Below are 20,581 nucleotides of genomic sequence, written 5' to 3' on the forward strand. Positions count from 1 at the left end.
AAAATTATGAAAAAGATATTTTTAACACTTTCTATATTGTCTTTAATGATTAGTTGTAATGACGATTTCACAGATATTAAAGATGAAGGGCAGACAGAAGTGACCAACTTTTTTACTACTCAGGATGATGCGATGCAGGCAACTAGTGCTATTTATAGCTTCCTAAGAAGCTGGGAGAACTCAGGTTTCCCTGCACAATATGTATTTGGAGTTACAGGCGATGATGTAGAAAAAGGATCTAACCCTGGAGATGCTTCATTTATTAATGCTTATGATAATTTTACATTTTCAGTAAGTGATGACGGTGTAAGAGGTTATTGGATCGGACAATGGCAGGCAGTTAACCGAGCAAATCAGGTAATCACCAATGTGCCGAAAATTGACATGGATGCTACACTTAAAAATAGATTAGTTGCTGAAGCAAAAATGCTAAGAGCTTATTTCTATTTTAATTTAGTGAGAATTTACGGAGGTGTGCCTATTTTTGACGGATTGCCGGAAGGGGGAAATTATTTAAAACCAAGAAATTCTGCTGCAGAAGTCTATAATTTTATAGTTTCAGACCTTACTGCAGCGGCTGCTGTTCTGCCCCAGACATACTCTGCTGCGGATCGTGGGAGAGTTACAAAGGGCGGTGCTCTGGGGTTGCTTTCAAAAGTATATCTTTACATGAAGGACTACCAGAAAGCTTATGATGCTTCAAATCAGGTAATTGCAATGGGATATAGTTTAGATCCTGATTTTAATCATTTATTTAGACCAGCCGGTGAATTTGGTACTGAATCCGTTTTTGAAGTTAATTGTGATTGTTCTGCTGCATTTGGCGGTAGTCAGTATGCAGAAGTTCAGGGAGTAAGAAATCAATTCGGATGGGGATTCTTTACACCGACTCAAGAACTGGAAAATGCATTTGAACCAGGTGACATAAGAAAAGAACTGACGATACTAAGAGAAGGAGAAACTACCCCTGAAGGAGATCTTATTAAAAAAGGTGATCCTCAAGCGGGTAATATGTGGAACCAAAAAGTCTATGTACCTTCTTCTTTAAATAATAATGCTTGTGGTTATGGTTCTATACAGAATATAAGAATCCTGAGATTTGCTGATATTCTTCTAATCAATGCAGAAGCGGCAAATGAACTAGGAAACACTTCTGCAGCTATTACAAATATTAATAAAGTAAGAACCAGAGCACAACTTCCTAATACTACGGCTTCAACTCAGTCTGCATTGAGAACTGCTATCTGGCAGGAAAGAAGAGTAGAATTGGCGATGGAGAATGATAGATTCCCAGACCTTGTAAGAACAGGACAGGCAGCTACTTATTTAGGTCCTAAAGGATTTAAAACAGGAAAGAATGAATTGTTCCCTATTCCTCTAGATGCAATGAATCAAAGCAACGGGCTTTTTACGCAAAACCCCGGCTATTAAGATTTAATAATAATAATGAGAGGAGAATGAAAGTTCTCCTCTTCTTTTAGTATTCTGTTAAAAAAGATTTTATGAAAAGGATTATACTATCAGCCGTTGCTCTCTCATTATTCAGTCTTTCCTGCCAAAACATCCAAGTCCAAAACACGCAGCCATCTACAAACCAACCTGTAAAGACTAATCTCACTGATAACCAGCTCCTGGACCTCGTTCAAAGAGAATCCCTGAAATATTTTTGGGACTATGCCGAACCGAACTCGAAACTTGGCAGGGAAAGGTACCATGAAGACAACATCTATCCGGATAATGACAAGCATGTAGTAACGACCGGCGGTTCGGGATTCGGGCTTGCCACGATATTGGTAGGAGTAGAGAGAGGATTCGTACCGCGTAAAGAAGCAGTGAAACGATTGACCACCATGATGGATTTTCTTGCGAAAGCTGACCGTCACAAAGGAGCCTGGTCGCATTGGATCAACGGCGAAACGGGGAAAACCGTGCCTTTCGGAAAAAAAGACAACGGTGGGGACCTGGTAGAAACGGCCTTCCTCACTTCCGGAATCCTGATGGTCCGCGAATACTTTAAGAACGGAAACAACGAAGAGAAAGCATTGGCTAAGAAATGCGACGAACTCTGGAAAGGCATCCAATGGAACTGGTACACCAAAGGCGGCGAAAAGGTCCTGTACTGGCATTGGTCTCCGGACTATCAGTGGGAAATGAATTTTCCGCTTCAGGGATACAATGAGTGCCTGATCACTTATATTTTAGCGGCTTCATCACCTACCTACCCGATTGACGCCGAAACCTATTACAAAGGCTGGACAAGAAACGGAACCTACCTTTCAGACAAAGAAAAATACGGGCTGCCAATGTATGTTAAACACAATGGTGCTGAAGAATACGGCGGTCCGCTGTTTTGGGCCCATTATTCCTACATCGGCCTTGATCCGACCAACCTGTCTGACAAACTCATTAAAAATTACTTCGACTTAAATAAAAACCAGGTTCTCATTGATTACAAATACTGCGTCGAGAATCCGAAACACTGGAAAGGTTATGGGCCGAACTATTGGGGATTGACAGCAAGCTACTCCAGAAACCAGGATGGAGGAGTGGGATATGATGCTCATTTCCCGCAAAACGATCACGGTGTGATTACACCGACTGCAGCGTTGAGTAGTTTCCCCTATACGCCGAAAGAATCGATGGGTTTTCTGAGATTTCTGTATACTCAAAAACCTGAATTCATCGGATCGGCAGGCCCTTATGATGCCAATTCCATCCATTACAACAACTGGACGACCCCAAGGTATCTGGCTATCGACCAGGGCACCATTGCGCCGATGATCGAGAACTACAGGACCGGGTTTTTGTGGAAGCTTTTCATGAACGCTCCCGAAATCCGAAGCGGACTGAAAAAGCTGAGCTTTGCCTCTGAAAAATACAACATCAGGTAACCCGTTAATATAATTTTTAGTAATTTGAAGCTGTTTCCCGCTTTCCGCTATTACTCCTCGCTCACCTTTCAGGCTCGCTGTGGGGTAGCCGCTGCAATCGGGGCTAAAAATAACAACATATCATCAACGTTCTCCCAAATACAGGACGCCCGTAGACTAAAACAAAATTGAAAACAGCTTCAGCCCAAACAGGAAATAAAATGATAATGAAACTGAAACATCTGCCGCTCTTGCTTTTGCCCCTTTCATTAAGCGTCAACGCTCAGGAAATAAAGGCGGAGCTTAATAAAGAATCTAAAAGGCAGGATAAAATATCCTATATCCTCGATTATCCGCAGGGCACCAAAGGAAATTTCCCTTTAATCGTTTTCCTTCACGGTTCCGGCGAAAGAGGGAACAACCTGGAGATGGTAAAGGCCCACAGCCCGTTCACCTACAAAAACCTGATCAAGGAGCCGGTAGCGATCCTGGCACCCCAGTGTCCGGAAAATACATGGTGGGATACGGTAACCCTCTACAATCTTATAAAAGAAATTCAGTCTAAGTATAAAGTGGATGCTTCGAGGATTTATCTTACCGGGCTCTCCATGGGAGGTTGGGGAACGCTGAAGCTGGCGATGGAACATCCTGAAATGTTTGCTGCCGTCGTTTCGGTTTGTGCTCCGACGGATCGGGTGATGTACGCCAATATCCATCGGTACAAAGACCTCAACATGAAAATTTTCCACGGGGGAATGGATGATGTGGTGCTTCCGGAAAATGCCTTCAATTTTTACCAGAAACTGCATCCGGTAAACCCGTCGGCAGAACTTACCATCTTCCCGAACGACAACCACAATTCCTGGGATTCCACGTACTCCAATCCGGAATTGTATAAATGGATGCTGTCTAAAAGAAAGTAAAATACTTAAAGATACAAAGTTAAACCGTAATATCATTTGCTGAGTGAATAGTTTATGCTGAGCTTGTCGAAGTACCTTTGCGAACAAAAAATATTCACAATAATTTAAACGTAACTTAGCGGACGTAGCGTTTGAACTTATCAATTTAAATCAAAAAAGAAACTATAATTAAAGAAGATAGAGCAATGAAAAAGTTAATTGTAATTGCCACCCTGGCGCTGGCTCCCATGTTTTCGGCACAGGAAATGGTAACGAAGCCTGTACAGGCGTATCAGACAGCCCAATACCAGGCAAAAAAGAAAGCCTTCGTTGAAAGCCTGCTGGCGAAAATGACGCTGGATGAAAAAATCGGACAGCTGAACTTACCCAGTTCAGGAGATTTTACCACCGGACTGGCAAAAAGCTCGGACATCGGTAAAAAAGTAGAGCAGGGATTAGTCGGGGGACTGTTCAACATAAAAGGGGCTGATAAAATCAGAGCCGTACAGAAAGTAGCGGTGGAAAACAGCCGTCTTAAAATTCCTTTGATCTTTGGGATGGATGTCATCCACGGATACGAAACTACCTTTCCGATTCCTTTGGGATTGGCTGCTTCATGGGACATGAATCTGATCCAGCAGTCGGCAAGGGTAGCGGCAAAAGAAGCATCTTCCGATGGAATCAACTGGACTTTCTCGCCTATGGTGGATATTTCCCGCGAACCGAGATGGGGAAGGGTTTCCGAAGGCTCCGGTGAGGATCCGTATCTGGGAAGTGAAATCGCCAAAAACATGGTGTATGGGTATCAGGGCAAAGATTTATCCATAGGAAATACCATTTTAGCCTGTGTTAAACACTATGCATTGTATGGAGCGGGGGAAGCCGGACGTGATTACAATACCGTAGACATGAGCCATGTAAGAATGTATAACGAATATTTTCCACCATATAAAGCGGCTGTGGATGCAGGGGTAGCTTCCGTAATGGCTTCTTTCAATGAAGTAGATGGCGTGCCGGCAACCGGCAACAGATGGCTTCAGACCGAAGTTTTGAGAAACCAGTGGAAATTCAAAGGTTTTGTGGTGACCGATTATACCGGGATCAACGAAATGGTTGACCACGGAATGGGTGATCTGCAGCAGGTTTCTGCATTGGCTTTAAGAGCAGGTATTGATATGGATATGGTTGGGGAAGGATTTTTAACGACCCTTAAAAAATCCCTGGCGGAAGGAAAAGTTACTCAGGCGGAAATCGACATGGCGGCACGAAGAATTCTGGAGGCCAAATACGATCTTGGATTGTTCACCGATCCTTACAAATACGGGGATGCAAAGCTGGCAGCAAAAGAAGTCTACAGCATGGAAAACCGTAACATTGCCAGAAGCACGGCAGCACAATCGATGGTATTGATGAAAAACGAAAACCAGGTGCTTCCTTTGAAAAAATCAGGAACCGTAGCGGTAATCGGACCATTGGTAAACAATTCCCTGAATATGGCGGGAACATGGAGTGTAGCGGCAAAAGCAGATCGTTCGGTTAACTTAATGCAGGGACTGCAGGAAAATTTCGGGAAAGAAGTGAAATTCCTTTCTGCAAAAGGTGCCAATCTCGATTATGATGCGAAATTAGAGGATATTTACGCAGCTCACGGAAAAAAAACAGACAGGGATAACCGTCCGAAAGAAGTTTTGTTAAAAGAAGCCGTTGATATAGCGAATAAAGCAGATGTTATCGTGCTGGCGATCGGTGAATCAGCCGAAATGAGCGGGGAGTCTTCTTCAAGAACCGAAATTACCATTCCGCAGTCTCAGGTTGATTTGTTGAATGAGCTGAAAAAAACGGGAAAACCGATAGCCGTAGTGTTGTTTACAGGTCGTCCTTTAGCCTTAACCAATATTAAAGATACGCCTGATGCGATCCTTAACGTATGGTTTGCAGGTTCTGAAGCAGGAAACGCGATTTCCGACGTTCTTTTCGGAAAAGTAAACCCATCCGGAAAACTGCCGATGACCTTCCCGAGAAGTTTAGGACAGGTGCCGATCTATTATAATGAAAAAAATACCGGCCGCCCGCTGGATCAGAAACTGGTTGATAAATGTGAATTCCAGAGATTCCGTTCCAATTATATGGATGAATGCAATACGCCGCTTTATCCTTTCGGATACGGATTGAGCTACACGAAGTTCGATTATTCCGATATTACGGTTTCAAACGCCAATCCTAAAGGAAACCAGGCGGTCCAGGCTTCCGTAACGGTGACGAATTCCGGAAATTACGATGGAGCGGAAGTCGTTCAGCTGTACATAAGGGATATGGTAGGCAGTATTACCAGACCGGTGAAAGAACTGAAAGGATTCCAGAAAATCATGTTGAAAAAAGGAGAATCCAGAAAAGTAACCTTCACCATTACACCGGAAAACCTGAAGTTCTACAATGGCGATCTGAAATACGATTGGGAACCGGGAGAATTCGATATCATGATCGGAACCAGTTCTTCTGATGTGAAACATTCAAAAATCAACTGGACAAAATAATTCTTAAGTCACTCAAATCGAGTGACTTTTTTTGTATATTTAGTGTAATAAAACCGTAGAAATTTAAAAACATACACATGAAAAAAACAATCTTATTTAGTTTATTATTCCTTGCATCTTTAATGCTTGCTCAGAAAAATCCAACGGTTGTAGGAAATGACCGTGATATTCATGGATGTATTGGCTCTGCGGGCTATACGTACTCCCAGATAAAAAACGAATGTGTACGCGTTTTTGAACAGAAAATCAAGCTTAAAGAAGTAGATGGCGACAAAAGCTATTCCACGATGACAGCGGTTATTTTCAGCAAAAACATGAAAAAAGCAGAAATTTTTATTCCGGATGGCGCTGCGAAAAGCATTATCCTTGAAAGACAGGGAAAAAGCAAGATCTGGAAGAGCGGTAAAGCCATAAAAGACGCTTATGTCCTGGTTCCTTATCGGAAAAAAGGCTACCAGATTAAGAAAAATGATGTAGTAATTTATCAATAACGAAACACAAAGCCATTCGCAAGAGTGGCTTTTTATCATTTAATTCTCATCTGTTAACTATTTTTATAATACGACTCAATCGCGAACGATTTTCATCTCTCGCCGAAAAATCTTATTTTTGCATACCTAAAAGTAAAAGAAAGAATGAATTCCTACAAAAATCCATTGGAAGAGCGCTACTCCAGTGAAGAAATGTTATTTAACTTCTCACATAACAATAAATTCCGCACCTGGAGAAAACTTTGGATCGCGCTTGCCGAAATCGAAAAAGATTTAGGTCTTGACATCACCGACGAGCAGATCGCGGAACTGAAAGCCAATGCTGAAAATATTGATTACGATAAAGCAGCAGAGTACGAAAAGAAGTTCCGTCATGATGTAATGGCACATGTTCATACCTATGGAGATGTGGCGCCTTCAGCTAAAGGAATCATTCACCTGGGAGCAACTTCCGCTTTTGTAGGCGATAATACAGACCTCATCCAGATTCGTGACGGATTATTAATCCTGAAGAAAAAATTAGTAAATGTCATCAAAAACTTAGCGGATTTCGCTATTGAATACAAAGATCTTCCGACCTTAGGATTTACCCATTTCCAGCCGGCTCAGCTGACTACCGTAGGAAAAAGAGCCACGCTTTGGTTACAGAGTCTGGTGCTGGATATTGAAGAGCTGGATTTCTTCCTGGAAACATTAAGATTCAGAGGAGTGAAAGGAACAACAGGAACAGCTGCAAGTTTCCTTGAGCTTTTCAATGGTGATTATTCTAAAGTAAAACATTTAGATAAAGAACTATCCAAAAGATTCGGTTTTGAAAAAGTATTCGGGGTATCCGGACAGACGTATGACCGTAAAATCGATGCGAAAGTAGTAGCTTTATTGGGAAATATTGCACAATCAGCTCATAAATTTACCAACGATTTACGTTTGCTTCAAAATTTGAAAGAAATTGAAGAACCATTTGAGAAAAACCAGATCGGTTCATCCGCTATGGCATACAAACGTAATCCGATGAGAAGTGAAAGAATCGGTGCGTTGGCGAAATATGTCATGTCATTAACGACAAGTTCTGCGATGGTAGCCTCAACCCAATGGTTTGAAAGAACGCTGGATGATTCAGCAAACAAAAGATTGACGATTCCTCAGGCCTTTTTAGCCGTGGACGCGATCTTATTGATCTGGAACAACATCATGAATGGAATTGTCGTTTATCCGAACAGGATCAACAAACATATCATGGATGAACTTCCTTTCATGGCAACCGAATACATTATCATGGAAGAAGTAAAAGCCGGCGGTGACCGTCAGGAAATCCACGAAGTCATCAGGGTTCATTCCATGGAAGCCTCCAAGCAGGTGAAAGTAGAAGGAAAGGAAAACGACCTGATCGAAAGAATCCTGAACGACGATTCGTTAAAACTGGATAAGTCGAAACTTAAGGAAGTGCTGGATCCTAAGAACTTTATCGGTTTTGCACCGATCCAGACCGAAGAATTCATCAAAAACGAAGTACAGCCGATTATCGATCAGAATAAAGACCTGATCGGACTCGAAGCTGATCTTAAAGTATAACACCGTATGCAGTCCTTTTGGGCTGCATATTTACTTTGTCAAAGTTTCAAGTTTAATGATTATCCGCCTCAGAGCATGAAGGAAATTTTCGGAGCCATTTTATTAATACCCATGCTTTCTTTTTCTCAGGAAAAGGAAGTTTTAATGTATTTTAAAACCAAAGATTCTTTAGCAGGGGTTAAAAATTCGGAGGGTAAAATCATCGTTCCGGCGCAGTTTGAAGTATTTTCCTTTCTGAAAGACGGTGAGCCGGTAAAAGGGGAAACCATCTTCATTGACGGGTACAGAGAAGATGATGAGGAAAAAAATGCTTGGGGTTATGTGTATGACCGAAAAGGGAATTTCCTGTACAGGCCTTTTGCGTATGATAACGGAGCCGATTATTTCTCTGAAGGTCTGAGACGTTTCGTAAAAAACGGAAAAGTTGGTTTTGCCGACAGAAACGGCAAAGTGATCATTGAAGCCAAAAACGATTTTGTATCACCCTTTCATTACGGTTATGCCGCTTATTGCGATGGCTGCGACTGGGAAAAAACGGAAGATGAGCATAAAGCCATCGTAGGCGGAACCTGGGGAGTTATGAATTTTAAAGGCCAGCATGTTCAGCCGGTGGCAAAGTCAGTAAATACGGTGGAAGTAAATGGAAAATATTATCCGTATCCTTTTTCTTATACCCAAAAGGAAAAAGAAGTTCTTCAGTTCTTTGAAAAACAGAATCAAAAGCTTTCGGACATCTATTACGTCAATCATTATAAAAAACTGTCTGGGGAAAATAAAAAACTGTATTTCGAAATCGTTGAACGTCCGAAAGAAAATTTCCCATTTTATCAGGTGAATGCCTATGATGACAGTAAATCGGCAGCCGGATTAGCCGGTTTAAAATTTTTGGTTTCAGAAGACGGCCGGAAAGTTTTTGCCCTTGAATTTGATGATGAAAAAATTCCTTTTGAAACATGGCTTAAAGAACAACGGAATCAGGCTGAAGCATTTCAGAAAAAACATCCGGATGCCCCGAATAAATTGAGTGATTAATAAAATATCAAATTTTCCAGGCAATGTCCGGAAAATTGAAACGGAGTCATTATTGAAGTTTATAAGCAAGCAGAAATAAATTTATTAAAGAGAAGTATTTGTCCATTTAGTACAATATAATTTGTGTAGAAATAATGATATGATGGATCGAGAGATAGCATTCCTCCGGAATGCCTGTTGTGATAGTGGGTACAAGCTACACAGATATGATTCCTCTGGAATCATGCAGGTTATAACATAAAGATAATTAAAATATGCGTCTAAAATATTTTGAACATCCGTGACATTTAAGATAGACCTTATTCATTCCGTAGGAATGAAATCTGTGTAGAAAATAGAACTGCAAAAATAATAATGATAAAAAATGAGATGTTGTTGCTTTAGATTTTCGCATCGCCGATGTGACAATTCAGGACACTTATTTATTTTGATAATCATTCCGTAGGAATGAAATCTGTGTAGCAAGATTGTAAATAGTACATCTGCATTCCGTAGGAATGCTATCTTTGTATGATGATGAAAAATGAATACATATGCCCAATACCTATACACAGATTTACCTCCAGGTTGTCTTTGCTACAAAAGGCCGTGACATTAAGATAATATCTAATGTCCGTAATGAAATAGAAAAATACATTTGTGGAATTTTTACAGCTAAAAAACAGAAAGTATTGGCCATTTATGCCAATCCGGATCACATCCATATTTTTTTCAGCTATAAAAATCTACAGATCACCATTCCGGAACTAATGAAGACCGTTAAAATAGAATCAACGAATTTTATTAATGAAAGAAGATTATGTTTAGGGAAATTTTTATGGCAGGAAGGATACGGTGCCTTTTCCTATGCTAAAAGCCAGAAAGATAAAGTGGTGAATTATATTTTAAACCAAGAAAAGCACCATTCAAAGAAAAGCTTTAGAGAAGAATATTTGGAAATGTTAGATGCTTTTGAAATTGAATTTAGGAACGAATACCTTTTTGAATTTTATGATGGAGAAAGATAGCATTCCTCCGGAATGCCTGTGGTTATAGGTACATTAGCTACACAGATATGATTCCCCCGGATCATGGATATTATTTATTCCTTAGGAATGAAATCTGTGTAGAAATATAGCACCGGATAGGACATGCATCCCGTAGGAATGCTATCTTTGTAAACGCAAAAATGGCAAATGCCGGATATAAAAACGAAATAAAAATAAATCTAAATAAAAACTGACATCTAATGTCTCAAAACAAAAGAATTTTCGTAGAAAAAAGAGGAATTTTCGATGTGGAAAGTCCAAAAATTTTTGATGAAGTAAAAGCGGTGGTTCCTGCCGTACAGAAAGTAAAAGTCTACAATGTGTACGACATCTTCGGACTGAACGATGGAGAATTTGAAAAAACAGTCAACAGTACCTTTGTGGATCCGGTAACGGATATTCTGCACGAGGAAAATCCGGCGGAGGGAATCTTTTTCGCCATGGAGTTTTTGCCGGGCCAGTACGACCAGCGTGCCGATTCCGCCCAGCAGTGTATCGCTTTGCTCACGGAGAATGAGAAATCCAAAGTGAGAAGCGGAAAACTTATCGAATTTGAAGGCGTTTCAGAACCGGATCTCGCAAAGATCAAAGACCTGCTGATCAACAAAGTGGAATCTCAGGAAAAAGATTTGTCTATTCTGGATATTCCTGCGGAAGAAGCACCGTCAAAAGTAATTATCCACGAAAATTTCATCAGTTTTGACGATGCGCAACTGGAAAGTTTTTATAACAGCCACGGGTTTGCTTTAGGCCTTGATGATCTGAAATTCATTCAGGAATACTTCAAATCTGAACAGCGCAACCCTACGGAAACCGAATTGAAAGTACTCGATACCTATTGGAGCGACCACTGCCGTCACACGACTTTCGAGACGGAACTGTCAAATATTGAATTTGAAGGGCAGTTCAGGCATACGCTGGAAACGATCTTCAACGACTATATCGAAAAAAGAAAATTCTTGGGCCGAGAGTTGAAACCGATTTCCTTAATGGATCTGGCTACTGTTTGCGCCCGCTATTTCCATAAAACAGGCAACCTGGAAAACCTGGTGGTTTCCGATGAAATCAATGCCTGCACCATTCAGATCGAAGCGGAATACGACGGAAAGAAAGAACCGTGGTATTTATTATTCAAAAATGAGACCCATAACCACCCAACGGAAATCGAACCGTTTGGAGGGGCTTCAACGTGTCTGGGTGGAGCGATTAGGGATCCTTTATCCGGACGTTCTTTCGTGTTCCAGGCGATGAGGTTAACCGGTGCGGCAGATGTTCTTGAACCGGTGGATCAGACCTTGCCGGGAAAACTGCCTCAGAAAACCATTACCAAACAGGCGGCTAACGGATATTCTTCATATGGAAACCAGATCGGTTTGGCAACCACCATGGTTTCTGAAATTTATGACGAAGGCTATAAGGCCAAAAGAATGGAAGTCGGTTTCGTAACCGGGGCCGTTCCTGTAGATTGGGTAAGAAGAGAGAAGCCGGAAGCCGGAGATTCAGTAATTATCCTTGGAGGCGCAACGGGCCGTGATGGCGTTGGAGGTGCGAGCGGAAGTTCAAAAGAGCAGGACGAAACTTCAATACACACCATGAGTTCTGAGGTTCAGAAAGGAAATGCGGTGGAAGAACGTAAAATCCAGAGGCTGTTCAGAAATCCTGAAGTGACGAGGCTGATTAAAAAATCAAATGACTTCGGAGCAGGAGGCGTTTCGGTGGCCATCGGTGAAATTGCCGATTCACTGGAAGTCAATCTGGATGTGTTGCCTTTGAAATATGAGGGATTAAACGGAACCGAACTGGCCATTTCCGAATCTCAGGAAAGAATGGCGGTTGTGGTAGATCCGAAAGATAAAGAACAGTTCATCACATTCTGTGAAGCGGAAAATATTGTTGCCGTAGAAGTGGCAAAAGTAACCGATTCCGGAAGAATGCAGATGTTCTGGAAAGGGGACAAAATCGTAGACCTTTCAAGAGCGTTTTTAGATACGAACGGCTGCTCAAAAAGCCAGGAAGTGAAAATTACCCATCTGAATGAAGTAAAAGAAGAAACACCTGTTTTCAGCGAAGAGAATTTCCTGAAAATGTTAAGTGATAAAAATGTAGCTTCCCAAAAAGGATTGCTGGAAATGTTCGACTCATCCATCGGAGCGACAACCGTTGCCATGCCTTTGGGTGGAAAATACCAGCAGACTTTAATGGAAGGAAGTGTGCAGACGCTGCCAATCATCGGAGCAAAAAATATTGAAACCGTTTCTCTGGCAAGCTGGGGATTCGATGCGGAGATTTCCAAGCAGAATTCATTGCTGGGAGCTTCTTACGCCGTCGTGGAAAGTGTGGCGAAAATCGTAGCGATGGGTGGTGATTATAAAAATATCAGACTAAGTTTCCAGGAATATTTTGAAAAGCTGGGACAGAATCCTGAAAAATGGGGTAAACCTTTGGCTTCATTATTGGGAGCTTACGATGCCCAGATGAACCTTGGTCTGGCTGCGATCGGAGGAAAAGACTCAATGAGCGGAACCTACCAGGACCTGAATGTGCCGCCAACCCTGATTTCATTTGCCTGCGCGAACGGAGAAAAGAAAAATATCATCTCTCCCGAATTTAAAAAAGCCGGAAATAAAATCTATTTCTTCAACCATACCGCCCAGGAAAGCGGACTGCCGGATTACAATGCCTTGAAAGCTGTTTTCGAACTGATCTTTGAAAACATCAAGGCCGGGAAAATTGTTTCCGTAAAAACGGTAAAAGAAGGTGGAGTAGCCATTGCCTTAGCGAAAATGAGTTTCGGAAACCGATTAGGGGCTGAGATTAAGGTTGATGAAGCAGTGCTGTTATCTAAAAACATCGGAAGCTTAATCATCGAATCTTCGGAAGAATTAAGCTCAACAGCGCTTCAGTTAATAGGGAAAGTAGTGGAAGAACAGGTGCTGAACATCAACAATTCCAAATTCCGTATTTCAGATCTTGAATCCGCTTATACCGGAACTTTTGAAAACCTTTTCCCAACGGTTGAAAAAGAAAAACTGACGGTGGAACTGGACGAAAAATTAAATTCGGTAAACCCTAGAAATATCATCATCAAAAAACACGGAATTGCCCAGCCGAAAGTATTTGCGCCGGTATTCCCGGGAACCAACTGTGAATATGATACGCTGAATGCTTTTGCGAAAGAAGGTGCTGTGACCAGCAGTTTACCGTTGATCAACATCAATCACCAATTGCTGGAAGAAAGCATTGATGCCTGGGTAAAAGAGATCGCTTCTTCCCAGATTTTAGCTTTTTCAGGAGGATTCTCTGCCGGTGACGAGCCGGACGGTTCTGCCAAATTCATCGTAAACGTTCTGAAAAACGAAAAGATGAGAAATGCAGTTCATGAATTATTAGACCGAGACGGGATGATCATCGGGATCTGTAACGGATTTCAGGCACTCATCAAATCAGGATTATTACCATACGGAAGAATTAAGGATCTGGATGAAAATTCCGCAACCTTAGCCCATAATGCCATCAGAAGGCATATTTCCCAGATGGTGAACGTAAAAGTAGTTAACGATGAATCTCCTTGGTTAAAAGGAATGAAGGATCAGGTATTCACCATCCCTATTTCCCACGGAGAAGGTCGTTTCATGGCCTCGGAAGCTGAAATCCGGAAGCTGTATGAAAACGGGCAGATTGCCACGCAATACCTGGATCTGGAAGGAAACATTGCCCACGGAATGCCGTTCAACCCAAACAATTCCTTATTCGGAATCGAGGGAATTACCAGCAACTGCGGTAAAATCTTCGGAAGAATGGGGCACCCGGAACGTTTCGCCGAAGGATTGATGAAAAACATCCCAACTGCGAATTACCACAACATCTTCAAAAATGGAGTGGAATACTTCAAGTAGATAATTAAATAAAATAATGTAAAATGCCTTTGTTCTTCAACAGAGGCATTTTTCTTTGCTTCTACCTTAAAATTTTTCCCCGTATTACGGAAAACCGTAATCAAAATGCTGAAAACCGCAATACCTTGCCGTCCTAAATAAGAATCTAAAACAATACAACTTTTAACTATGAATACAAAAGTTACGGTAACCGACCTGTTTCTCGGCATTTTAGCGGTTATGCTCATTGGCGTCAGTTTTTATCAGACCTGGATGGGTTTACAGCAGATCTTCGGAGGAAGTTCTTTCATTGTTGCTCTTGTGCTTTCCCTGATCCTTCTTTTTCTTCTCTGGCAGATCAGGCGTGCTAAAACTACAGGAGGATCTGCATCATCTCTCGGTTGGATCTATTTCTTCTTTGCCATCTTCTGCTTCGTAGCCAATTTTAATGCCCTGTACACCCGGTTTATGAAAACCGATATTTACACCACCGAACTGAGGGACGTCAACGAAAAATTTACCAGGCTGGAAACCGATGTCGAATCCAAGCTAAACTATTCGGTACCGGATGCCAAAATACGGCAGGCCATCCGAAGCGAACTGAACCTGTTGAAAATTCAGATCAATGATCCCAAAAATGTCGGGATCGGCCCGGAAGCAAGACAGATCCTTGCAAGAATTGAAAAAATGATCGGCAAGAAGGTAACTCCGCTTACACCGACCAGCGAAACTCCGGAAGGATACGCCGACCTGGCAGACCGGATGGAAGAACAGATTGTTCAGATGGTATATAACCTGACTCCTGAAGAGAAAAATCTGATGAGCGACATCAATGACGCTTCTTTACGATGGAACAAAGAGATCCAGAATTTGTTACAATCGCCGCCTGATGCAATAAATATAATGGCGCAGGGGCAGATCGACAAATCTCTGACAGAATATAACCGATTAGGAAGTCGGGCAGAATCTATTCTCGGAAGAGACAAGCTGAAGTTTGAACCCGCACATTCGGAAACCCAGGAAGTTGGGAAAATCGGTTACGCTTTCAGTCATGCCATTAAAAATTTCGGAATGTTTCAGCTGGTGGTTTTGGCAGGATGTATTTTACTGGATTTTGGAATTATGCTCATCATCCTTTTGATGCCGACCGAGAACAACCGGAATACAGGCCGGAGCAATGAAAGTATTTTTAACAGCAAGCGCAGCGGAAAAACAATAATCTAATAAACAGCAGAATATGGATTGGAATAATGAACCTTTGAAACCGTTGTCTTTCAATACAGCCACTGAAGACCTTAAGCCTCTCACTCTGGATGATGACGATGCATTAAAGCCTCTTTCATTAGATGATAAAAAAGAGGTCATCGATGATAATTTTGTACCCATTGCAAAAGGAAGTGTGTCGGAAATTAAAAACAAAGACAGCAATTTTGTGTTTTTTTTCGGAACGGCATCTTCAGGGAAATCGGTGATCCTGGCAACCATGCTTTACTACCTGCGGTCAACAGCAGGGGTTATAAGACCGAAAATAGGTACGCCCAATACGGCTGAAGCGGAAAGTTTACTGTATGATTTTTTCGATAATATAAGCAAAGGTATTTTACCGGCGGGAACCGTCAAGGATCAGGTGACAAGACTGGACCTGGTTTTTGAGCCCAACAATAAATCAAAAAAAGTAACCCCCGTTAATCTTACGTTTTTAGAAACTTCGGGAGAAAATCATAACGAAATCAGGCGGGGAGGAAATTATCACAGCAGTATAGAAACCTATCTTTCAGCCAACCTGCCGCTTACTTTCATTCTTGTAACCAGCTACGAAAATGCGCATAAAGATGATATCCTGATCAATACTTTTTTGAATAAACTTGAAAAATATGAGAAGAGATTAAGATCCGTAAACATCATCCTGGTGATTTCGAAATGGGATAAATCCGGCAGGGCAGAGGTGGAGGATTCTGCGCAGCTGGATGATTTTATCAGGGAAAGACTTCCGATGACTTCCACAGCAATGGATACGTACAGCCTGGCCAAAACTTTTTATACCGTAGGTGAGCTGAATGAAGATACCAACCGGGTAACCTTACTGAATCTGGACAGAGCCCAGAGACTGTCGGAGTGGCTCTATGAAAGCATAACAGGTTATCCGCTTTCTTATGAAGGAACTTTCTGGGAACGTATAAAATTTAGTTTTACCCATTGATGAGCAGTGTTAATCTAATCGCCTTCGGAACGTTCGGGAATCCCAATGGATTTACCCAGACTTTTTTTGCAGGAAATCCGGTTTCCGTGAAAACATTTGACATCAGAGGTCCCATCCTCGTCTATCCGGAAAGTACGTTATATTCGATCCGGAAAGAATATAAAGACGGGGCTTTCATGGTCTCGTATGCCGTATATACTTATGCAAAGGAACCGACTTCAGCCAGGGAAGGGTCTTTTATAGGATCTGCTATCCTGTTTATTGATGAAATTGCAGAAGAGAACATTACCATCCGGTGCCTGAACGAATTTCATAAAAACCTGATTGGTAAAAATGTTGAGAAAGATACACTTTCCGTCAATCATTCGGATCTTTTTTCAGTGAGTAAACTCACCGACTTTGATAAAATTAAATTTAACCTGAAGAAAATAAATGCACTGGATTCCGCCGAAATGACTGGCAAACAGTTAATGGTCTACTGCGAAACCAATCCTTCCGTATTGCAGACCATGTTCATAAAATCTCTCGATTTGCTGAACGTTTACGATACGATTTATTTCACGGCAAGCCAGGATATTGTAAAATTCGTTCATCAGAAAAGTATTTTCCGGTTTGTAGAGAAAGACGGGTTTGAAAATGAGATTCAGAAGCTGGCTGAAGAGAGAAAACGGAAAATTCAGGAGATCATTGCCGATTTTGAAAGAGAAAAATCAAGGCTGGAAGATGCCAAAAAACAGACTTACGAGGATTGTAAGTCTAAAATAGAGAAAAATAAAGAGCTGCATGCGGTAAACGCTGGGAAAATAGCGGAGTCAGAAAAAAATCTGGCCAGGATCAATGATGTTTACCAGACATTTTCCGGGAAAATCGATGAACATTTAACCCGATTAAAGACAGCCGATGCTTCAGCTTTAAATGGCATCAGGCAATCATACAGGGAAAACAAAAACATCTTCACTGAAAATATCAGAGATTTAAAAATACCCGATCTGGGAATAATTTCCGAAATGAGACCGGCCCACAGGCCCGAACCTTTTAAACAGTCCGGAAATCATATTTATAGCCATTCCCGGGAAAGAGAAGATAGTTCGGATCGGCCAAATATCTACAGGATAGCAACCGTAGTGCTCTCCGTTTTGCTGGCGGCGGCCATCTCAGGCTTCGTCTGGTTTTACCTGGAGACGGAGGAAAAAAAGGTCCCGGACAACAATATGATGCAGGTCAACAGTACACTACAACCTGAACCAGCAGTAGAAAAACCGGTGAAAGATACAATTCCATTACTCCGACCGGAACCCAATGCAGAGGTTGATCTTCAGATTAAAAACGAAATGAACCAAAAATTAACTCCAAATCTGAAAATTGACAGTGTAACCCGCTTTGTTTTTAAAGCCAATCCCAAAAGTATACAGGAATATTATAAAGATCAGAAAGCCAATTACTCCAAGTTGCTTTTTCAAAAAAATAAATTGAGCTTTAAGATTGAAAATGACGATACAATCTATATCGGCAATTTGCAGTCTATACCCATTTTTAAATAATGTGAATTTGTTGCTATTCAACTTATTTTTAGTATTTTAAATTCTTATGAATACATTCAGCTCTGAAAGGGCTGTATCAATGAGCCCCGGGCATTGTCCGGGGCTCATTGATTAACGGAAAGTCTCAAGCCCTTAAAGGGTGTAATCGTTAAGTAGGTTTTGTCCGGATAAGCCTGCGGTATTACATTCCTGTCTGTAAACAGGTCTAGCCTGTTAATCTGGTCTTTTTTCGGAGTTCACATTGAACAGGAGAATTTATTTTTTGTAATTTTATTCGATATAGTTGAGTTGTCACAAATGAAATTACCGCTTTCAAAAATAAAAATGAAGAAAGAAAACATACCGAAAACGGCAGTCATCAATGGCCGTCATTTTTCTGATCTGGCAGGTTTATATGAGGAAATCTCAGAAATTTTCATGAAAGATGAAGGCTGGAAAGTTGGAACACTGGATGGTTTTGATGATATTTTATATGGATTTCAGGGTGAAATTATTTGGAAAAATGCTCAGAAATCAAGGGAAGATCTGGGAGTAGACGCAACCAAAGAATTTTACGAAAATAAGATCAGTCAGGGAAAACCGTTCAACCTTGCATTGATGAAGGAAAAACTTGATGAACTGATGGCCGGAAAAGGGCAGACCTTATTTGAAATTTTAATCGAAATTATCGGATCGCACAAAAATATTACTTTACTTTTGGACTGATTTTAAATAGAAGATAGATGAAGTACGGATTGTTTTTCGGAGACAGCATTACGTATGGGGAATACGACGGCGTATTCGGAGGCTGGGTGGATATTCTGAAAAGATATGCGCTGCAAAAATACAATGAAGGAAGCAAAGAGCTGATTCTCTACAACCTGGGCATTGGAGGTGAAACCACCGAAGGTTTGGTAAAGAGGATCTCTCATGAAATGGAAGCCCGGAATTCTGCAGCAGGAAATATCGTGTTTATCGGCTACGGAGCGAACGACATGGCTGTAAAAAACGGTACACAAACGGTAGAGCCGGAACGGTTCAAAGCCAATATTATAACAGCTGTTCAAAAAGCAAAATCTTATGCTGAAGCTATTTACCTGATCAGCATTCTGCCTGTTTCTGCAAACATCGACGGCATTGCGGTAGCTTCCGGAAAAAGGAGAAGCACAGCGCAAATCCTACGATACAACCGGATTCTTCAGGAAATTGCCGGTGAATACAATTTGAATTACCTCGATTTCTATTCCGGATTTGTAGCGGACAAAGAACTTCTGCTTTCCCGGGACGGCGTGCATCCCAATGAAAAAGGATATGGAATCATGGCAGAAATGGCCATTCCGATTATTGAAAAATACCTATGAAACGACCTTGTTTCAGAAGGAATTAACAAAAATAATTCAGGGAATATGTAATGAAATTATTGAAACGGGCTTTACCAAAATCTAAATAAACAGGTATTTCCAATACACCAGAACGCCCGTAACAACGGAAATGAAAGCCATCAGCAAAACTGCTCCCGCAGCAATGTCTTTGATCAAACCGATTCTTACATCAAACTCCGGCTGAATAATATCGCAGATCTTCTCAATAGCCGTATTGAAAATCTCCGCAGCAAGTACGCCGGAAGAAACCATTAAAATCAATACGGAATCTAAGATGGAAAGGTTGAGATAGAAAATTAAAAACAGGTTGACTGCAAAAGCGGCAAGCTCCAGCTGAAAATTCCTTTCGCTTTTCACCATCATGAAAATCCCGCGGAAAGCATTCAGGAAACTTTTATGGAAGGGTGGTTTGCGCATGATAAAAGATTATCTGCAAATATAAAACAAGTATTTCGTGATTATGAGGTTTATCTGTTATCTTTGGAATGGATAATTTAAATTAATGAAAAAAAATCTGTCAGCCTTACTCCTGATTCTGCTCTTTGCTACGGGATTTTCGCAGGATTACAAAGCTGGAATTGCCATATCGGCCTGTGAGTGTTTTAAGAAATTAAAAGCGGAAAATACGGATCCCGAAATACTTGAGACAAAATTGGGGTTCTGCATTATCAATGCTGCAGAACCGTATGCAAAGCAACTCAAAAAAGAGTACAACCTCGATATCCTGCGTGATGAATCTTCAGAAACGGGGAAACTGGTTGCGACCTGGATTCTGAAAGAATGTCCGGATCTTTTTCTGGAAATGGTCGATCACGAAGAAAAAAACGGCGCAAAGGTCCGGTCCTCTGAAATGTCGGTTAGCGGAACGGTTTCCCGAATCGAGAAAGATGAGTTTATCGTATTTCATATCGTAGCGTCAGACGGTAATCTTACTAAACTGTACTGGATAACCTCCATACAGTCCGGTCTGGACCTTCCTAAAGAATATGCGTCGCTGTTGCAGAAAAAAGTAACTTTTCGGTATTACAGGAATGAGATATTTGATGCTGCAACAAATAACTACAGAAACCTGAATATAATTTCAGCTTTGAAAATGGATTAACGGTCTTTGTGAAAAACTCCTTTGATTATTTCTTCTTAATCTGTTTTCTATTTATTATATTTGTAAAAACTTA

At 41.2% G+C, this 20,581-nt stretch carries 16 protein-coding genes; 15 read left to right on the forward strand and 1 reads right to left on the reverse strand.

Features of this window, described 5'->3' with window-relative positions; genetic code table 11:
* The first annotated feature begins 6 nt into the window (after positions 1–6).
* The 14 genes from ACED20_RS01400 (at position 7) to ACED20_RS01465 (ending at position 19,385) form a co-directional block, all read left to right on the forward strand.
* Positions 7–1,431 carry a RagB/SusD family nutrient uptake outer membrane protein gene (locus ACED20_RS01400; RefSeq protein WP_345765959.1) on the forward strand — a complete coding sequence of 475 codons (1,425 nt, stop codon included), beginning with the start codon at positions 7–9 and terminating at the stop codon, positions 1,429–1,431.
* Positions 1,432–1,502: 71 nt separating this feature from the next.
* The gene (locus ACED20_RS01405; RefSeq protein ID WP_378103281.1) at positions 1,503–2,891 is read left to right on the forward strand and encodes a glucoamylase family protein; all 1,389 of its coding nucleotides are present in this window, start codon (positions 1,503–1,505) and stop codon (positions 2,889–2,891) included.
* Positions 2,892–3,097: 206 nt separating this feature from the next.
* Positions 3,098–3,793 carry a prolyl oligopeptidase family serine peptidase gene (locus ACED20_RS01410; protein ID WP_294237010.1) on the forward strand — a complete coding sequence of 232 codons (696 nt, stop codon included), beginning with the start codon at positions 3,098–3,100 and terminating at the stop codon, positions 3,791–3,793.
* Between the two features lie 185 nt (positions 3,794–3,978).
* Positions 3,979–6,306, forward strand: coding sequence for a beta-glucosidase BglX (gene bglX / locus ACED20_RS01415; RefSeq protein ID WP_378103282.1), 2,328 nt, complete (start codon positions 3,979–3,981; stop codon positions 6,304–6,306).
* Between the two features lie 77 nt (positions 6,307–6,383).
* Positions 6,384–6,797 (forward strand): hypothetical protein, encoded by a 414-nt coding sequence (locus ACED20_RS01420; protein WP_294219862.1) that lies wholly within the window; start codon positions 6,384–6,386, stop codon positions 6,795–6,797.
* A gap of 144 nt (positions 6,798–6,941) precedes the next feature.
* Positions 6,942–8,369, forward strand: a complete 1,428-nt coding sequence (gene purB, locus ACED20_RS01425) for an adenylosuccinate lyase (protein WP_294199449.1) — start codon at positions 6,942–6,944, stop codon at positions 8,367–8,369.
* Between the two features lie 75 nt (positions 8,370–8,444).
* Positions 8,445–9,401: a WG repeat-containing protein gene (locus ACED20_RS01430; protein ID WP_378103283.1), complete on the forward strand. Its 957-nt coding sequence runs from the start codon at positions 8,445–8,447 to the stop codon at positions 9,399–9,401.
* 533 nt (positions 9,402–9,934) lie between these two features.
* Positions 9,935–10,408 carry a transposase gene (locus ACED20_RS01435; RefSeq protein WP_294219859.1) on the forward strand — a complete coding sequence of 158 codons (474 nt, stop codon included), beginning with the start codon at positions 9,935–9,937 and terminating at the stop codon, positions 10,406–10,408.
* A 221-nt stretch (positions 10,409–10,629) separates the two neighbouring features.
* A complete protein-coding gene (locus tag ACED20_RS01440; RefSeq protein WP_378103284.1) occupies positions 10,630–14,325 on the forward strand; it encodes a phosphoribosylformylglycinamidine synthase in 3,696 nt (1,231 codons plus the stop codon).
* Positions 14,326–14,493: 168 nt separating this feature from the next.
* Positions 14,494–15,528, forward strand: a complete 1,035-nt coding sequence (locus tag ACED20_RS01445) for a hypothetical protein (RefSeq protein WP_294292537.1) — start codon at positions 14,494–14,496, stop codon at positions 15,526–15,528.
* Positions 15,529–15,541: 13 nt separating this feature from the next.
* The gene (locus ACED20_RS01450; protein ID WP_294316574.1) at positions 15,542–16,504 is read left to right on the forward strand and encodes a hypothetical protein; all 963 of its coding nucleotides are present in this window, start codon (positions 15,542–15,544) and stop codon (positions 16,502–16,504) included.
* Positions 16,504–18,045, forward strand: coding sequence for a hypothetical protein (locus tag ACED20_RS01455; RefSeq protein ID WP_294316579.1), 1,542 nt, complete (start codon positions 16,504–16,506; stop codon positions 18,043–18,045). The genes ACED20_RS01450 and ACED20_RS01455 overlap by 1 nt, the downstream gene beginning before the upstream one ends.
* A 324-nt stretch (positions 18,046–18,369) precedes the next feature.
* Positions 18,370–18,750 (forward strand): ribonuclease inhibitor, encoded by a 381-nt coding sequence (locus ACED20_RS01460; protein WP_294237034.1) that lies wholly within the window; start codon positions 18,370–18,372, stop codon positions 18,748–18,750.
* 17 nt (positions 18,751–18,767) lie between these two features.
* On the forward strand, positions 18,768–19,385 hold the full coding sequence (locus ACED20_RS01465) for a GDSL-type esterase/lipase family protein (RefSeq protein ID WP_294237036.1): 618 nt from the start codon (positions 18,768–18,770) through the stop codon (positions 19,383–19,385).
* An 81-nt stretch (positions 19,386–19,466) separates the two neighbouring features.
* On the opposite strand, the gene ACED20_RS01470 is transcribed toward ACED20_RS01465, so the two are convergent.
* Positions 19,467–19,823, reverse strand: coding sequence for a diacylglycerol kinase family protein (locus ACED20_RS01470; protein ID WP_294199174.1), 357 nt, complete (start codon positions 19,821–19,823; stop codon positions 19,467–19,469).
* 85 nt (positions 19,824–19,908) lie between these two features.
* Between ACED20_RS01470 and ACED20_RS01475 the strand changes: the two genes are divergently transcribed.
* The gene (locus tag ACED20_RS01475; protein WP_294199173.1) at positions 19,909–20,508 is read left to right on the forward strand and encodes a hypothetical protein; all 600 of its coding nucleotides are present in this window, start codon (positions 19,909–19,911) and stop codon (positions 20,506–20,508) included.
* Positions 20,509–20,581 lie beyond the last annotated feature (73 nt).

Origin of the sequence: Chryseobacterium sp. sg2396 (assembly GCF_042610505.1) — a bacterium.
Lineage (GTDB): Bacteria > Bacteroidota > Bacteroidia > Flavobacteriales > Weeksellaceae > Chryseobacterium.

Coding starts and splice junctions, on each gene's coding strand:
- ACED20_RS01400 (WP_345765959.1), top strand. CDS start 7: ATGAAAAAGATATTTTTAACACTTTCTATATTGTCTTTAATGATTAGT.
- ACED20_RS01405 (WP_378103281.1), top strand. CDS start 1,503: ATGAAAAGGATTATACTATCAGCCGTTGCTCTCTCATTATTCAGTCTT.
- ACED20_RS01410 (WP_294237010.1), top strand. CDS start 3,098: ATGAAACTGAAACATCTGCCGCTCTTGCTTTTGCCCCTTTCATTAAGC.
- bglX (WP_378103282.1), top strand. CDS start 3,979: ATGAAAAAGTTAATTGTAATTGCCACCCTGGCGCTGGCTCCCATGTTT.
- ACED20_RS01420 (WP_294219862.1), top strand. CDS start 6,384: ATGAAAAAAACAATCTTATTTAGTTTATTATTCCTTGCATCTTTAATG.
- purB (WP_294199449.1), top strand. CDS start 6,942: ATGAATTCCTACAAAAATCCATTGGAAGAGCGCTACTCCAGTGAAGAA.
- ACED20_RS01430 (WP_378103283.1), top strand. CDS start 8,445: ATGAAGGAAATTTTCGGAGCCATTTTATTAATACCCATGCTTTCTTTT.
- ACED20_RS01435 (WP_294219859.1), top strand. CDS start 9,935: ATGCCCAATACCTATACACAGATTTACCTCCAGGTTGTCTTTGCTACA.
- ACED20_RS01440 (WP_378103284.1), top strand. CDS start 10,630: ATGTCTCAAAACAAAAGAATTTTCGTAGAAAAAAGAGGAATTTTCGAT.
- ACED20_RS01445 (WP_294292537.1), top strand. CDS start 14,494: ATGAATACAAAAGTTACGGTAACCGACCTGTTTCTCGGCATTTTAGCG.
- ACED20_RS01450 (WP_294316574.1), top strand. CDS start 15,542: ATGGATTGGAATAATGAACCTTTGAAACCGTTGTCTTTCAATACAGCC.
- ACED20_RS01455 (WP_294316579.1), top strand. CDS start 16,504: ATGAGCAGTGTTAATCTAATCGCCTTCGGAACGTTCGGGAATCCCAAT.
- ACED20_RS01460 (WP_294237034.1), top strand. CDS start 18,370: ATGAAGAAAGAAAACATACCGAAAACGGCAGTCATCAATGGCCGTCAT.
- ACED20_RS01465 (WP_294237036.1), top strand. CDS start 18,768: ATGAAGTACGGATTGTTTTTCGGAGACAGCATTACGTATGGGGAATAC.
- ACED20_RS01470 (WP_294199174.1), bottom strand. CDS start 19,823: ATGCGCAAACCACCCTTCCATAAAAGTTTCCTGAATGCTTTCCGCGGG.
- ACED20_RS01475 (WP_294199173.1), top strand. CDS start 19,909: ATGAAAAAAAATCTGTCAGCCTTACTCCTGATTCTGCTCTTTGCTACG.